Origin of the sequence: Pantoea sp. ARC270 (assembly GCF_003236725.1) — a bacterium.
Taxonomy (GTDB): Bacteria; Pseudomonadota; Gammaproteobacteria; order Enterobacterales; family Enterobacteriaceae; genus Pantoea; species Pantoea anthophila.
This window is the reverse complement of record NZ_PUGA01000011.1, coordinates 1-13662: the sequence shown is the minus strand read 5'-3', so window position 1 is coordinate 13662 and position 13662 is coordinate 1. Positions and strand designations below refer to the sequence as shown.

The window sequence follows — 13662 nt, the reverse complement described above, 5'->3', positions numbered from 1 at the left end:
GAAATATTCAAGTAGTATTGACGCGCATCTTACAAATCATTAACAAACGCCCAGGAGAGGTTAATGGAAAGCAAAGTAGTTGTTCCGGCGGAAGGTCAAAAAATCACCCTGAATCAGGGCAAGCTGACAGTGCCAAACAATCCGATCATTCCTTACATCGAGGGTGACGGTATCGGTGTTGATGTTTCCCCGGTCATGCTGAAAGTGGTCGACGCGGCGGTGAAGAAAGCCTACAACGGCGAGCGTAAAATCTCCTGGATGGAGATTTACACCGGTGAGAAATCAGTCGAACTCTACGGCCAGGACGTCTGGCTGCCTCAGGAAACCCTCGATTTAATCAAAGAATATCGCGTTGCGATCAAAGGTCCACTGACCACCCCGGTCGGCGGCGGTATTCGTTCACTGAACGTGGCCCTGCGTCAGGAGCTTGACCTCTACGTCTGCCTGCGTCCGGTTCGTTACTACAAAGGCACGCCAAGCCCGGTTAAACGTCCTGAAGAGACCGACATGGTGATCTTCCGTGAAAACTCCGAAGATATCTATGCGGGTATCGAGTGGAAAGCGGGCTCTGCCGAAGCGGACAAAGTGATCAAGTTCCTGCGCGAAGAGATGGGCGTGAAGAAAATCCGCTTCCCTGAGCAGTGCGGTATCGGCGTTAAGCCATGCTCCGAAGAGGGAACCAAGCGTCTGGTGCGTGCGGCAGTGGAATACACCATCACCAACGATCGTGATTCACTGACCCTGGTTCACAAAGGCAACATCATGAAGTTCACCGAAGGCTCGTTCAAAGACTGGGGATACCAGTTAGTGAAAGAAGAGTTCGGCGGCGAGCTGATTGACGGCGGCCCGTGGATGAAGTTCAAAAACCCGAACACCGGTAAAGAGATCATCGTTAAAGATGTGATCGCGGATGCGTTCCTGCAGCAGATCCTGCTGCGTCCGGCTGAATACGACGTTATCGCCTGTATGAACCTGAACGGTGACTACATCTCTGACGCCCTGGCGGCTCAGGTGGGGGGTATCGGTATCGCACCTGGCGCCAACATCGGTGACGAGTGTGCGCTGTTTGAAGCCACGCACGGCACTGCGCCGAAGTATGCAGGCCAGGATAAAGTGAACCCAGGTTCCGTGATCCTGTCGGCAGAGATGATGCTGCGTCATCTGGAGTGGTTCGAAGCGGCTGACCTGATTGTTAAAGGTGTTGAAGGCGCTATCGCTAACAAGACCGTGACTTACGATTTCGAACGTCTGATGGATGGCGCTAAACTGCTGAAATGTTCAGAGTTTGGTGACGCAATCATCGAAAATATGTAATGTCTGATGCGGCCGGCACAGGGTCATGCTCTGTGCCGGCTTTTTTGTGCCCGCGTTCCACGCTTTTCTCTTTCTCCGCCTCACCTGACCCTTCAGTGACATCATCGCGTTTTAATATTTCTGTAAATCGGATTGTCTGATGCCACTGCAAAAAAAGGCAGCGTCCCTGCATCGGCCATTCTTCAGCGTCTGAATCCCGTTACTGTAAACACTCATTCATAAGGAGGATTTATGGACGCAAAATATACCAAAGACGCGATTTATATCTGTCGCCTGATGTTCGGTCAGGCTGTGCTGGAATTACTGGCGGATAATCAGGCCGTCACGAACCGCGCCCTGGAGGAGAAAATCAAGCGGATGTTACCCGATGCCCAGCCTGGGCTGATTTATCGGGTCGCCCTTGAGCTGTTAGACGACAGGCTCCATTAATCCCGTCCTGAAAACTGCGTGCCCGGCATACTCTGTGCCGGGCCGAATGATCCTGACGCTCTCCCTGCCGGAAACCGGCTAACTGCCCAAACCCGTTAAGCGTATTCGTCCGCTCTGCCCGGCCTCATGTTTTAACAATATGGCAACTGTTGAACCAATCTGACACTTCGCTGACTAATCAGCTGATTGTACCGTTACGTTAGCATTCCACGAGCGTTAACGGGCCGTCTTATTTTTAGCCAGCCAGCACAGACTGTGCGCAGAGGATGTCAGACATGCGGGTTTTAATTATTTGCAGGGATAATATTGGCGACACGTTACTGACCACGCCGCTCATCAGTGCGCTGGCGCAGTCGGGACAGTATCAGGTCGATGTACTGACGAACAACTACGCCGCCCCCGTGCTGGCGCATAACCCCGATATCCGGCAGCTCTTCTTTTACACCAAACTGCATCACCGGGAGTCAGGGCAGGGAAGAGTGACCTGCCTGTTGCAGCGGCTGAAGCTGATGCTGACCCTGAAAAAGCAACGCTATGAGGTGGTGATACTGGCGAAAAGCCGCTGGGATCAGCATGGCCTGAAATGGGTAAAGAGCCTGCGTCCGGCAAGAGTCATCGCCCTGGGGGAGCAGTCCCATCCTCTGATTACCGACCTGCTGCCACCGCCCGACCCGTCGCCGTGCCATATCAGCGAAACGCTGTTCAGCCTGGGACGCCCCTTCAATCTCCGTGAAAACAGACCGGGCAGACTGACGCTGCGGCCTGACGCCGCCCTTGCCGCCAGCCTGCGCGACACTTACGCAATTGATGCCGACCTCCCGGTGTATGCGCTGCAAATCAGCGCCCGTAAGCCGAGCCAGCAATGGGAAGCGACACGTTTTGCCGGACTGGCTGAGAAGATTGCCGCTCACCATCCCTGCCAGATCATGCTGCTGTGGTCACCCGGCAGTCGCGATAATCCACGTCATCCGGGTGATGATGAAAAAGCCGCAGACATCATGGCGCTCTGCCCGCACCTGCCGATCAGAGCGGTCTCCACGACCAGCCTGCCGCAACTGATCGCGGCGATGTCGTTATGTCAGGGGCTCGTGAGCAGTGATGGCGGGGCGATGCACATCGGTGCGGCGCTGGGATTGCCGGTGGTGGCGCTGTTTGGCGACAGCGACCCGGCGTGCTGGCATCCCTGGCAGGTGAATTATCAGGTGCTGCAGCCCGCGTCACGGAATGTTAACGCGCTGAACAGCTGTGAAGTCTATGACGCCGTTGTCCATACCCTGATTCAGTCATCCTCTTCAGGCCAGCATCCCCGGCTGGCCGCCTCAGAGAGCATCGCGACGGTGACAGGGCGGTAAGCCGGTTCAGCGCCGGCTCTGAATCCGGGAGTGAAAGCAAAGCGTCGCCGTTGCGCTGCCGGAAAATAGCGGGACTCATCATAATGGTCGGCGCTGACGTTGAACGTGAGAAAAAAGTCGCTCATCAGCAACGCAAATTCCACCTCATTCAGCGGAAGCTGTTGCAGGTGAAAACCCGGCCGGTCCACTCTGCGGAACCAGCCCAGCGGGGTCGGCTGATTATGATATTCAATCAGCTTAATAATGGCGGCAGATAAGCGGTTCATTATCCCACCAGTTGCGCCACGGCCTGCTCAACCTCTTCCGCCTTAATCGACGCCATGGGATGCTGCGTCGCCGTCTTATCCGGACGGTGAATGATAATGTGGCGATCGCTGTCCTGACAGGGGCCGGTATAGCGCGGGTTAGCGGTGGAGAAGAGGCTGACGGTCGGGGTCTGCGCCGCCACGGCGATGTGCAGCGGGCCGGTATCACCGGTGACCAGCAGGTCCAGCGATCGGATCAGGGTAATCAGGCCACTGAGGTTTGTTTTGCCCGCCATTGGCGTCACATTTTTCCGGCAGTGCGGCGGCAGACTGGCGATAAACGCCTGCTCAAGCGGTTGCTCAGCCGCTGTACCGGTCACAACGATTTCACTGTCAGGCCAGCGCGCAAGCAGGGCGGTGGCCAGCTGACTGAACGACTCCAGCGGCCAGCGGCGGATATCTTTCGATGCCCCCAGCTGAAACCCGATGCGGCGATGCGACGCGTTTGCCGTGGCACTGCTATTCAGCTCTGGCAGATGCATCCGGGTCTGCTGCGTCTCTGCGCCCAGTGCTTCAATTAATTTCAGCTTACGCTTGATGGTGTGGTCGTCGAAATAACCCGAATAGTGGTCCAGATATTTATTCAGTACCGGCGATTCGCTGCCGTAATGGTCGCGTAAAATAGCCTGACTGCCGGTCAGTACCGAGCTCATAATATCGTAGGGGAAATGCGCGTGTAATATGACGGACAGTTCTGGTTTATGGCGACGCAGTTTGAAAAATAACGGCAGAAAATTTGCCAGTTTGTTATCCCAGATATAAATCTTATCAAACCAGGGGTAGCGGCTGACGAGATCCTTATTTTTCAGGCTGGAGACGAGAATAAATTTACTGGCAGGAAAGCGTTTTTTCAGGCTCCAGATAGCGGGCGTATTCATCAGGAAATCGCCCAGCGCGGTGGTGGAATAGATGACCACGGTCTCCGGGTTCAGCTGCTGCAGGGCCTGCGGTTGTCTTCTGCCGGAAAATCGAGAATAAAGCGTTAAAAGGCGGTCTATCAGATAAATCTTTTTTTTCTTCACGTCTCAATTCTCTTTCACGTAGCAATTATATTAAACAAAAAATCATTATGCGTGATTAGAGAATAGTTTCAGCGAGAAAGTTCATTGCGGAAATGTTTTTTTAAACGCTGTAGAGGATCTGTTTAAATTGTTTCCACAATTTCTGTGTTGTTTATTCAGGGTATATTTACAGGATTGCGTAAAGAGAGTAGGGGTTTATTGAAAAGGACTGGGATGAATCTTAAAAAATTATTTTATTTTGCATGTGATGTTAATTGCAGTAATAACTAATAGCAGGATAACAATGAGTGACATTATTTTATGCGCGCTATCGGTTAATGCCGCGCACTAAAAACAGACCCCGGCGTCAGAGCCGGGGCCGGGAATCAGGACTGAGGCTGACCCACCGGGCCGGAGCCGAGCGTGCCACCTGGTGAGGACTGACCGCTTGGCGCATGAGGGCGTCCATCTTCTTTAATCGCGCTGCTCTGGTGTGAGCAGCCCGCCAGAGAGGTCAGCGTCGCTGCAACGAGCAGCAGGGCAGGAATTGTTTTCATTAGGTCACCTTGATGTTGTCAGAAAAAGGGAAGCTCACTTAATCATAGTGACTGACCGCGATCTGGCCTGAAAAGGGTTATTTTTCAGATGTTTCTCAGCGGCACGTCGCTGTGAGCGAAAAAAAACGGAAGCCACCGGCTTCCGTTCTGCTGACGTTCTGCAGGATTACTTGCGGCCCAGCAGAAAGCCGAGGATAACACCAACGCCTGCCGCAACAGCCAGACCGGCAACAGGATTAGACTGAACCTGATCCTTAATGCAGTCAGCAGCATCGCGTGCCGCGTAGCTTGCCTGGTTGGCATAACGGCGCGCGGCGCCTTTAGCCTGATGCTCAGAAGAGCCGGTTGCTGCGCCCCATTGTTCCTGAACTGCGCCAGCGGCTTCTTTTACTTTATCTTCGATTTTTCCTGACATCTGTTGCTCCTTGGTTTTAAGTGAGACACTCAAAGCGTAGCAAAGATAGTGAATCCTGCTCCGTCAGAGGCAAATCAGAGGCTAAAAAATTATGTCCGGCTGTTAATGGCGCGGTGTCAGCGGCTCAGCCGGAGGCGAAGCAGGGCAGAGACAAGGCTATTGCAGCAGCACGCCCTGGAGCAGACTGGCCTCCACGATCGTCACCTCGTTGATTTTCAGCGCCGCCATATAGCCTTCAACCAGCAACAGATTGCTGACGTCCGTGGCGCGATAGTCGCCAGACAGTTCACTGTCACCCTTCCAGACCTGCTGCTGAGAGAGCTGGCGCAATGCTGCCAGGGTGTAGTGATGGGGTCTGCCCGGTAACTGATTGCGGATGGAGAACCCGTGCACACCACCAATACCGATGACCCGGCGACCCGCCACATCCTGTTTGATCTGCGGGCTGACCTCGTTAGTGGCATAAAACTGCACGAAGCGCAGCACGGACTGCCGCCAGGAGCCAATCGGGTTGGGTGACGGGGCATCCGGGCTGTTCTTCAGCACGCGCAGGATAAAGTTTTTCAGCGTCACGGAAGCCAGCTTCCCCTGATAGATGTCAGCTACCGGCTGACCGGCCTGCTGTCGCCAGGCGGTCATCTGCATCGATCCGCCGCCAATGTCCCAGACCAGCAACTGCTCATCACGGATCGCGGGATCGTTCAGCGCGGCTCTGGCGGAGAGGAAGCCGAGCTTCGCCTCCTGCTGCTGTGAGATCAGGCTGATTTGCGCCCCGGTCTGCCGCTGCAGATCGTCAATGACCGCCTGGCCATTGCGGGCGTTGCGAAACACGGCGGTCGCCACGCCGCTGATACGCTGAGGATGAAAGCGCTGAGCATGGGCCAGAAGCTGCTGCAGCGCCGCGGTGCCCTGGCGGGTGATCGCCGGCGTGAGCTGATTGTCGGGAGCATGTGCCAGCGCATCGTTCCAGGCGACGGCGCGCTGATCCTGATAGAGCACTTTTTCAATGCGCGACTGGCAGACATTGACGCGGGCCACCGCGATTTTGGTGGTGCCGGAACCGATATCAAGACCGGCGCGAATTTGCTGGCAGCGATCGGCCAGGGCAGACGTGGCGAAAAAGAGCGAACAGAAGAGGGTAACAGCAGACAGTGCAGCAGAACGCATAGCGACTCCGGATGCCAGGGGGATCAGCGTGAGCGGGCCATGACGCAGGCCGGATAAACGCTCACCAGGAAATGACGCAGGTGATCGAAACACCATTCGGCGTCGTCAGCCTGCGGACAATAGAACTGAACGGTGATCTTTTCATAGTCGCGCTGACGCTGGCGCAGAGGCGACCAGCTCCAGTCGAGCACCGAGCGGGCGTAATTTACCAGCGTTTCCGCAGGCAGGTTATGCTGCTTCTCCTGCCCGGCCAGGTAGCGGATGAAATGCGCTTCCAGCGCCAGTGCCTCGTCGTGACCGTGCTGCGGCAGATCGGGACGAAAGGCCACATCGATAAAGCCGCAGACCGCATCGGCCTGCTGCTGCCAGTCGCAGGCGAGCGTCATAAACAGCCCCTCCTGCAGATTGACCTCTTCGACCAGTCGGCGCAGGTTTTCTGAGCGGTTCAGGACCGCAATCTCCTCCAGCCGGCTGGTTTCCAGCGTTAAATCAATGCCGCACGGATTGACAGAGCCATCCGCATTGCGGGTGGCCGGAAAGGGGAAGTCGATATAACCGTTGTTATCCAGACGCTTTTCCATCGGGGAAACCTGCTGCTTGACGTTTCCTGACAATAAACCATCTGGCAGCAGGATTCACCCCTTACGGACAGGTCCAGGTGATCTGGGTATCCTGGTAGGGATTGATCAGCCGGAACTGCTTATCAGAGAGGCGCTGCGCATAGTAGCCTTCCCGCGTCACGGCGGAGGGGACATATTTAAAGCGATCCAGCGACTGCAGCGGCCCACTCTCCACGCTGACGTCATCCCGGGTCACGGTGAAGGCGCTGACCAGATCAAAAATCCGCCCCTGCGTTTGCCCCATCGGCTGACCATAAATTGTCGAAACCTCACCCGGACAGTCGACCCCTTTCGGGCCAGATGAACATCCAGTCAGTATGGTGATGAGGATAAAAATGCTGAGTCGCATCATGATTTTCTACCTGCTTCGATCCCTGGGCGTGTCGTGGCGTGGCGTCTCTTCTGCCAGGCCATCATTTTGTTAATCATAGCAGTTTCCGCTGCGCTTCCTGTTTGCGATTTGTTTAATCGTTAAGCAACAGGAATGTAAAAGGGTGACTTTGCTTATCAATAAACGGTATTCTTGGCTCCTTTGCGCACCACTTAGGCAAATCCAGGGATAAATGATGAAAGAAGAAGAAGCCAGTCTAATGATTATTCGCCACGCGATTGACCAGTTAGATGCCGATAAGAAGCAACAGGTCGTTGCCTGCTCCGAGCGTATTCGCGCAGCGATGCAGGCGTATGACAGCGAGAATGCCGGGCTGGCGCTGATGCTGGTGGCCGCAGAGGTTGCCGCCGAATAACCGTTATCCGGTCAGTATGCGGCGCCGATATGCTGACCGGATTACTTTATCTTTTCTCAACTTTCCGCTTTTTCTCACCCCGATTCTATCTTTTCGTGGTCTTGTTCCCGACGCGCCCGTGCCTCATCAGGGGGCAGGGATATGTTAAGCTATTCATTCCTGTAGAAATCCTCTTCAGTGGAGACACAGCATGAAGGCAGCATTGATTGCTCTGGGCCTGATGGCCTGCCACGTCGCGCCCGCATGGAGCGAAACTGAATTTCAGCTCACCTGTCCCGATCGGGCGACCATGACCATTTCACGCGCCGAATATGGATTATCCACGCTGATGTGGCCTCCCGGACACTTCCAGATTGCCGCAGGCCAGCAGCGTACCCGTCTGGAGGCGGGCGACAAAGTGGCGATTACCCGCTTTCGCAATGGCGATCAGCTGATTGTGAATCAGCGCACCCAGGCGACCTTCTTTGTTTATCGCGGTAGCGATAAACTGTTGCCCTGCAGCCGCAGTGAAAAACGCGATGTGGATGCACTGACGCTGGAGCGTTACGACGACAGAGCGCGCTCTGACACCTGATACCTGACCCCGGAAGCCACGATGAAACCTGAAATTACCGACACGGTTACCGCACAGGATCTGGATGAGGTCAGACTGGGTCTGACCGCCTTCAACCGTAAGTTTATTAATGTGGATGAGATCCGCTCGATTGGCGTCTTTATCCGTGATGAGCAGGGCAAAAAGCTGGCGGGTCTGACCGGGTCAACGGCCGGAAACTGGCTGCGGATTGATATGCTGTGGGTCAGTGAGGCGCTGCGCGGGCAGGGGGCGGGCAGCGCACTGATTCAGGCCGCCGAGCAGGAGGCGCGGGATCGCGGCTGCCGCTTTGCCCAGGTGGATACCGCCAGTTTTCAGGCGCGACCGTTTTATGAAAAGCTTGGCTATACGCTGCGTTTCAGCCTGGATAACTATCCACGCCACCACCAGCGCCACTATCTGACGAAAACGCTGTAATCAGAACAGCGGCTGCTGACGCAGATCGAGCGGATGCTGCTCAGCTTCATCGATCGCCGCCAGCCAGCTCTGCAGGGTGACCTTTTTCCACGAGAGATGTCCGCGCGTGGTGCTCATCAGCACCACGTCGGGACGCAGCGAACGGTACAATTCCAGCGTCTGACTCAGCTCCGCGGGATTACTGTCCGGCACCAGCACGGTGATCCAGTTGTCGTGCGACCGCGTCACCGTATCCCCGACAAACAGATAGGTCAGCCCCAGCGGCGACGTATAGAGGTAACTGCTGCTGCCCGGCGTGTGCCCCGGCGTCGGCAGCAGATGAAAATCCCCGAAGTGCGTCTCCTGCTGCGAAAAGGTGTCATCAGGCTCCGCGAAGCGGCTGATGGGGCCCAGCGACCGGCTATGGCAGTAAAGTGCGCTGCTGAAGCGCTGCTGGATCACCGCCGCCCCCGGCGCAGACTCGTGCCAGTGGGTCAGATAGTGGCGGATCACGCCACCGCTATCGGCCAGCACTTCATGATCGAGCGGATTTTCTACGCGGCCAATCAGCAGATTACCGCGAGGGTGACGCAGCATAAAGCCATGCATCATCAGGTCATTAACGGCATCTTCCACCGGAAATTCCGGGGTTGAGATCCACAAATCGTCATACAACGGCTTCAATGTCGATCTCCTGAAACGTTCTTTATTCCCGCAGAACGGGATGCCCGCTTGCCTGTAAACTGGCCTGGCCCTGACGGACCGCTAATCGTGCGCTGGCCCCCAGGGGCAGGGTCACGGTGTCAGCCGCGTGACCAAAATCCAGACCGCTGATCACCGGCAGGCCGGTGGTTTCACGCACCCGCTGCCAGACGGTGCTGAAGTCAAACCCGTTGTCATACTCTGTCAGTGCGGTGCTGGTAAAGCTGCCGGTGACCAGCGCCCGCTGGCGCGCCAGAATGCCGCTCTGCTGCAGCTGAATCAGCATACGTTCTATGCGGAACGGATGTTCATTCACATCCTCAATAACCAGAATGCCGTTTTCAATCTGTGGCATCCACGGCGTGCCAGTCAGCGAGCAGAGCATCGCCAGATTACCGCCCCACAGCGTCCCCTGCCACTCACCCTCATCAGGCGTTTCGCTCTGCCATGCCACGTCTACTGTAGGTGATGTCAGAGCCTGCCAGAAGTGATGCAGGGTAAATTCAGATAAGGTCGCGGCACCGAAGTTGCCGGCCAGCATCGGACCGCTGAAGGTGATTAAGCCGACCTGCGCCAGCAGCGCCAGCTGAATGGCGGTGAAATCACTGTGCCCGCACAGCGCCAGCGGCTGATTCAGCAGGCGACGCTGCAGGCCGACATAGTCGATCGATTCCAGTAACCGGCTGGCACCATAACCGCCACGCACCGCCAGCACCACATCGGGCAGCGTGCTGAGTGTGGCAAGCTGGTTAATATCCGCCAGCCGTTCTGCGTCTGTCCCGGCGAAGCGCTGAAAACGCCGGGTAATGATCTGCTCATTCTCTACCCGATGGCCCGCCTCGCGCAGTCGCGCAATGCCGCACAGCGCCGCAGGCTGATTGTGACAGTAACCGGAGGGGGAGATAAGACGAACTGAACGTGAAATCATCATACTTTCCTGCTGTTAGCGCCCTTGACCTGAGGCGATGATGACGAAATACACCCCTGAAGTCACGACACGGGCCGCTTTTTCGTGCATTTAGGATAAACGGTAATTTTGCTCTCAGGCGGTCTGGGTATGATAGCATTCGCCACTACCGCTATGAGACGAAAAATTGCTGAAAATCCGACACCTTATACTCTCAGCGTTACTCCTGACCGGCTGTGCCAGCGAGCCACCGCACCACGCAGTGAAACAGCGTAATACGCCACTCACTCAGGCACCGCCCTCCAGCGTTAACAGCGCATGGTCAATGTTTACCGAAGATGCCGCCAGTCATTATGGCGTTGATGAGAAGCTTATCAGCGCCATTATCAGTGTCGAGTCGGGGGGAAATCCTGGCGTGGTGAGCCGTTCGAATGCGGTGGGCCTGATGCAGATCAAAGCCTCGACCGCCGGGCGTGAAGTTTACCGGACGCAGGGTCGCCGCGGTCAGCCATCGAATGCCGAACTGCGCGATCCGGCTAAAAATATTGATATCGGCACCGCCTATATCCGCATCCTGCAGGATTCCGCTCTGTCAGGGATTCGCGATCCGCTGACGCTGCGTTATGCCACCATCGTCTCCTATGCCAACGGTGCCGGTGCGCTGCTGCGAACCTTCTCCCGCGACCGCGATCGTGCCATTGCGATGATCAATGCGATGTCGCCGGATGAGTTTTACCAGCATGTTCAGAACAAACATCCGGCGGCGCAGGCTCCGCGCTATCTGTGGAAGGTTACCACCGCCTATCGCACGATCTGACCGGAAAGCGCCCCGGCATCGCAGCGGGCGCACTTCCTACGGCGCGAGCAGCAGCCGCGCCGTCGGATAATCGACGATCAGCACCTTGATGTAGCCACCCAGCAGCGCCGCACGAATCGCCGGCGCTTTCTCGCGTCCGCCAGCCAGTCCTACGACCTGCGGGCACTGCTTAACCTGCGCCAGCTCCATGCCGATCACCGGATCTTCTTCCGGCTGCAGCACCGGCTGTCCGCAGGCATCGAAGTAGTGCAGGCAGATATCCCCCACGGCACCGCGTGCCGCCAGGGTCTGCAGCATTTCACCATCGTAGTAGTTGCCTGAATTGCGCAACAGGGCTGACGGCTCAAGGTCGCCAATACCGACAATCGCCAGATCGACCTGCTCAAACTGATCCAGTACCTCCGCTACCTCCGCGTTGGCTGACAGCCGATGGCGATCGCTGACCGAATGTTCGATTGACTGAGACGGCAGCAGCCAGGCGGGGCAGTTCAGCAGCGCCGCCAGATTCTGCGTCAGAATGGTGGCCTGCACATTGCCGTTAGCGCCAACCCCGCCCAGCAGCTGGATAACCCCTTTGCAGGCGATGTTGAGCGGATGCAGCGCATCGACCATCGCCCGGATGGTGCCGCTCCAGGAGGAGATGCCAATCAGTTCATCGTTGCGCAGGCGGGTTTCGAGATAGTGCGCTGCCGCCGATCCAATCGCCTGTTTGATCTGCAGCGGAGAAGCCTGGTCCGGCACATCAACCACAATCGCCTGGGGCAGGTGGTAGGTCTGCTCAATCGCTTTTTCCAGCTCAGGATAGACATTGGCCGGTGGCACAACGCTGATTTTGACCACACCCTCTTTTACGCTGCGATTAAGGATGCGTGAGACAAAGGACTGCGACAGGGACAGCGACTGCGCGATCTCCGACTGCTTCAGCCCCTCGATATAGTACAGGGTGGCGATCTTCACCATCAGTCGCTGTTCATCCTGTTTGGCCATCAGTTTTCCCTCTCAGAGTCTGCCCGGTATTGTTAACCAGGATCATCAAAATCACAACGCAGGCGAATTTGTGATCCTTTTCGCTTTTTGACGATCGCCTGTTGGACGATGCCTCAGCAGAGGCGCATAGTCATTATGCATATAAAATCGTCATTGAATATATATTCATTGAAATTCGTGAGCAGGCCCTTCTGTCCCTATCGTGCCGGTTGTCAGGCTATAGGGATCATGGGGGGATGGAGATACCCGTCAGGTGATGAACCGATCTGACACGCTGTTTAACGACGCATTTATACAGGATGACAGGCGGCCGATTCCGGACCGGATACGTTAACGGTTAATTTTTTTACCCATCGTGAATATATATTCACGGTCGATTTAAAATTCAGAGGCAGAACATGAATCCTTTCAATCTTTCAGTCGATGAGCTTGAACGCCGGGCGCGGGCGATACGCCGCCGCATTATCCAGCTTAACGCGGGCAGTCCGGCAGGCGGGCACACCGGTGCTGACCTGTCGCAGGTCGAGATCCTGACCGCGCTCTACTTCCGTATTCTGAACTGCGCACCGGATCGCACAGAGGATAACGATCGCGACATCTACATTCAGTCCAAAGGGCATGCGGTAGGGGGCTACTACTGCGTACTGGCGGAAGCGGGCTATTTCCCGACCGAGTGGCTTACCACCTATCAGCACGCTGACTCTCCTCTGCCGGGCCACCCGGTGCGCCAGAAGACACCGGGCGTGGAGCTGAACACCGGTGCGCTGGGGCACGGCCTGCCGGTGGCGGTAGGCATCGCCCTCGCGGCGAAAAAAGATCGCAGCTCCCGCCGCATCTTTGTCGTGACCGGTGACGGCGAACTGGCGGAAGGGAGCAACTGGGAGGCCGCTCTGGTGGCGGCGCACTATGGGCTCGACAATCTGATCATCATCAATGACAAGAACAAACTGCAACTGGCGGGCGCCACCCGGGACATCATGAACACGGACCCGCTGCCGGAAAAATGGCGCGCTTTCGGGCTGGAGGTCAGCGAATGTAACGGCAATGCGATGGCGGCGGTCGTCAGCACCCTTGAAAACCTGCCGCAGAACGGCAAGCCACAGGTGGTTGTGGCGCATACCGAAAAAGGTTTCGGCGTCTCCTTTATTCAGAGCGAGGCGGAGTGGCATCACCGGGTGCCGAAAGGCGAAGAGATCGCGCTGGCACTGGAGGAACTGAAAGATGAGTAATGCACAACACCTGGCAAACGTCATGGTTACGGCTTTTATCGACGCGGTGAATCGCGGCGTCGATCTGGTACCGGTGGTCGCGGACTCCACCTCCACCGCCAAAATCGCGCCTTTTATCAAGGCGTT

Annotated in this window: 18 protein-coding genes and 1 pseudogene; 9 read left to right on the top strand and 10 right to left on the bottom strand. The window is 56.4% G+C overall.

Features of this window, described 5'->3' with window-relative positions; all coding sequences use genetic code 11:
* Positions 1-63: 63 nt before the first annotated feature.
* The 3 genes from icd (at position 64) to CKF42_RS07685 (ending at position 3095) form a co-directional block, all read left to right on the top strand.
* Positions 64-1314 (top strand): NADP-dependent isocitrate dehydrogenase, encoded by a 1251-nt coding sequence (gene icd / locus CKF42_RS07695; protein ID WP_009090813.1) that lies wholly within the window; start codon positions 64-66, stop codon positions 1312-1314.
* 231 nt (positions 1315-1545) lie between these two features.
* Entirely contained in the window at positions 1546-1743 is a 198-nt protein-coding gene (locus CKF42_RS07690) for a hypothetical protein (RefSeq protein ID WP_111207915.1), read from the top strand.
* Positions 1744-2018: 275 nt separating this feature from the next.
* Positions 2019-3095, top strand: coding sequence for a glycosyltransferase family 9 protein (locus tag CKF42_RS07685; protein WP_111207914.1), 1077 nt, complete (start codon positions 2019-2021; stop codon positions 3093-3095).
* Here CKF42_RS07685 and CKF42_RS07680 read toward each other — a convergent pair.
* From CKF42_RS07680 to CKF42_RS07655, 7 genes are all read right to left on the bottom strand, one after another.
* Positions 3023-3361: a DUF1493 family protein gene (locus CKF42_RS07680; protein WP_111207913.1), complete on the bottom strand. Its 339-nt coding sequence runs from the start codon at positions 3359-3361 to the stop codon at positions 3023-3025. The genes CKF42_RS07685 and CKF42_RS07680 overlap by 73 nt on opposite strands.
* Positions 3361-4422 carry a glycosyltransferase family 9 protein gene (locus tag CKF42_RS07675; protein WP_009090808.1) on the bottom strand — a complete coding sequence of 354 codons (1062 nt, stop codon included), beginning with the start codon at positions 4420-4422 and terminating at the stop codon, positions 3361-3363. The genes CKF42_RS07680 and CKF42_RS07675 overlap by 1 nt, the downstream gene beginning before the upstream one ends.
* A gap of 365 nt (positions 4423-4787) precedes the next feature.
* Positions 4788-4958 (bottom strand): hypothetical protein, encoded by a 171-nt coding sequence (locus CKF42_RS21215; protein ID WP_009090806.1) that lies wholly within the window; start codon positions 4956-4958, stop codon positions 4788-4790.
* A 166-nt stretch (positions 4959-5124) separates the two neighbouring features.
* Positions 5125-5373, bottom strand: a complete 249-nt coding sequence (locus CKF42_RS07670; protein ID WP_046101619.1) for a YqjD family protein — start codon at positions 5371-5373, stop codon at positions 5125-5127.
* Positions 5374-5529: 156 nt separating this feature from the next.
* Entirely contained in the window at positions 5530-6540 is a 1011-nt protein-coding gene (locus CKF42_RS07665) for a Ppx/GppA phosphatase family protein (RefSeq protein WP_111207912.1), read from the bottom strand.
* A 23-nt stretch (positions 6541-6563) separates the two neighbouring features.
* The gene (locus tag CKF42_RS07660; RefSeq protein WP_111207911.1) at positions 6564-7121 is read right to left on the bottom strand and encodes a hypothetical protein; all 558 of its coding nucleotides are present in this window, start codon (positions 7119-7121) and stop codon (positions 6564-6566) included.
* A 61-nt stretch (positions 7122-7182) separates the two neighbouring features.
* Positions 7183-7512: a hypothetical protein gene (locus CKF42_RS07655; protein ID WP_009090800.1), complete on the bottom strand. Its 330-nt coding sequence runs from the start codon at positions 7510-7512 to the stop codon at positions 7183-7185.
* 214 nt (positions 7513-7726) lie between these two features.
* On the opposite strand from CKF42_RS07655, the gene CKF42_RS07650 reads away from it, so the two are divergent.
* The 3 genes from CKF42_RS07650 to CKF42_RS07640 all read left to right on the top strand — a co-directional run bounded on the left by CKF42_RS07650 (position 7727) and on the right by CKF42_RS07640 (position 8915).
* A complete protein-coding gene (locus CKF42_RS07650; protein ID WP_009090798.1) occupies positions 7727-7906 on the top strand; it encodes a hypothetical protein in 180 nt (59 codons plus the stop codon).
* Between the two features lie 190 nt (positions 7907-8096).
* Positions 8097-8480 carry a hypothetical protein gene (locus tag CKF42_RS07645; protein WP_111207910.1) on the top strand — a complete coding sequence of 128 codons (384 nt, stop codon included), beginning with the start codon at positions 8097-8099 and terminating at the stop codon, positions 8478-8480.
* 21 nt (positions 8481-8501) lie between these two features.
* Positions 8502-8915, top strand: a complete 414-nt coding sequence (locus CKF42_RS07640; RefSeq protein ID WP_058957481.1) for an N-acetyltransferase — start codon at positions 8502-8504, stop codon at positions 8913-8915.
* Here CKF42_RS07640 and CKF42_RS07635 read toward each other — a convergent pair whose 3' ends face one another.
* Positions 8916-9578, bottom strand: coding sequence for an MBL fold metallo-hydrolase (locus CKF42_RS07635; RefSeq protein ID WP_058957480.1), 663 nt, complete (start codon positions 9576-9578; stop codon positions 8916-8918).
* A 22-nt stretch (positions 9579-9600) separates the two neighbouring features.
* A complete protein-coding gene (gene ldcA / locus CKF42_RS07630) occupies positions 9601-10524 on the bottom strand; it encodes a muramoyltetrapeptide carboxypeptidase (protein ID WP_009090791.1) in 924 nt (307 codons plus the stop codon).
* 166 nt (positions 10525-10690) lie between these two features.
* Here ldcA and emtA point away from each other — a divergent pair, with 166 nt between their 5' ends.
* On the top strand, positions 10691-11320 hold the full coding sequence (gene emtA, locus CKF42_RS07625; protein ID WP_072215488.1) for a membrane-bound lytic murein transglycosylase EmtA: 630 nt from the start codon (positions 10691-10693) through the stop codon (positions 11318-11320).
* A gap of 36 nt (positions 11321-11356) precedes the next feature.
* On the opposite strand, the gene CKF42_RS07620 is transcribed toward emtA, so the two are convergent.
* Positions 11357-12307, bottom strand: a complete 951-nt coding sequence (locus CKF42_RS07620; protein ID WP_111207909.1) for a sugar-binding transcriptional regulator — start codon at positions 12305-12307, stop codon at positions 11357-11359.
* 398 nt (positions 12308-12705) lie between these two features.
* Between CKF42_RS07620 and CKF42_RS07615 the strand changes: the two genes are divergently transcribed.
* On the top strand, positions 12706-13536 hold the full coding sequence (locus CKF42_RS07615) for a transketolase (protein WP_111207908.1): 831 nt from the start codon (positions 12706-12708) through the stop codon (positions 13534-13536).
* Positions 13529-13662, top strand: a pseudogene (locus tag CKF42_RS07610) (transketolase family protein); the annotation flags it as partial. The gene CKF42_RS07615 and the pseudogene CKF42_RS07610, both read left to right, overlap by 8 nt.

Coding starts and splice junctions, on each gene's coding strand:
- CKF42_RS07655 (WP_009090800.1), bottom strand. CDS start 7,512: ATGATGCGACTCAGCATTTTTATCCTCATCACCATACTGACTGGATGT.
- ldcA (WP_009090791.1), bottom strand. CDS start 10,524: ATGATTTCACGTTCAGTTCGTCTTATCTCCCCCTCCGGTTACTGTCAC.
- icd (WP_009090813.1), top strand. CDS start 64: ATGGAAAGCAAAGTAGTTGTTCCGGCGGAAGGTCAAAAAATCACCCTG.
- CKF42_RS07690 (WP_111207915.1), top strand. CDS start 1,546: ATGGACGCAAAATATACCAAAGACGCGATTTATATCTGTCGCCTGATG.
- CKF42_RS07640 (WP_058957481.1), top strand. CDS start 8,502: ATGAAACCTGAAATTACCGACACGGTTACCGCACAGGATCTGGATGAG.
- CKF42_RS07680 (WP_111207913.1), bottom strand. CDS start 3,361: ATGAACCGCTTATCTGCCGCCATTATTAAGCTGATTGAATATCATAAT.
- CKF42_RS21215 (WP_009090806.1), bottom strand. CDS start 4,958: ATGAAAACAATTCCTGCCCTGCTGCTCGTTGCAGCGACGCTGACCTCT.
- CKF42_RS07665 (WP_111207912.1), bottom strand. CDS start 6,540: ATGCGTTCTGCTGCACTGTCTGCTGTTACCCTCTTCTGTTCGCTCTTT.
- CKF42_RS07685 (WP_111207914.1), top strand. CDS start 2,019: ATGCGGGTTTTAATTATTTGCAGGGATAATATTGGCGACACGTTACTG.
- CKF42_RS07620 (WP_111207909.1), bottom strand. CDS start 12,307: ATGGCCAAACAGGATGAACAGCGACTGATGGTGAAGATCGCCACCCTG.
- CKF42_RS07670 (WP_046101619.1), bottom strand. CDS start 5,373: ATGTCAGGAAAAATCGAAGATAAAGTAAAAGAAGCCGCTGGCGCAGTT.
- CKF42_RS07615 (WP_111207908.1), top strand. CDS start 12,706: ATGAATCCTTTCAATCTTTCAGTCGATGAGCTTGAACGCCGGGCGCGG.
- CKF42_RS07645 (WP_111207910.1), top strand. CDS start 8,097: ATGAAGGCAGCATTGATTGCTCTGGGCCTGATGGCCTGCCACGTCGCG.
- CKF42_RS07660 (WP_111207911.1), bottom strand. CDS start 7,121: ATGGAAAAGCGTCTGGATAACAACGGTTATATCGACTTCCCCTTTCCG.
- CKF42_RS07650 (WP_009090798.1), top strand. CDS start 7,727: ATGAAAGAAGAAGAAGCCAGTCTAATGATTATTCGCCACGCGATTGAC.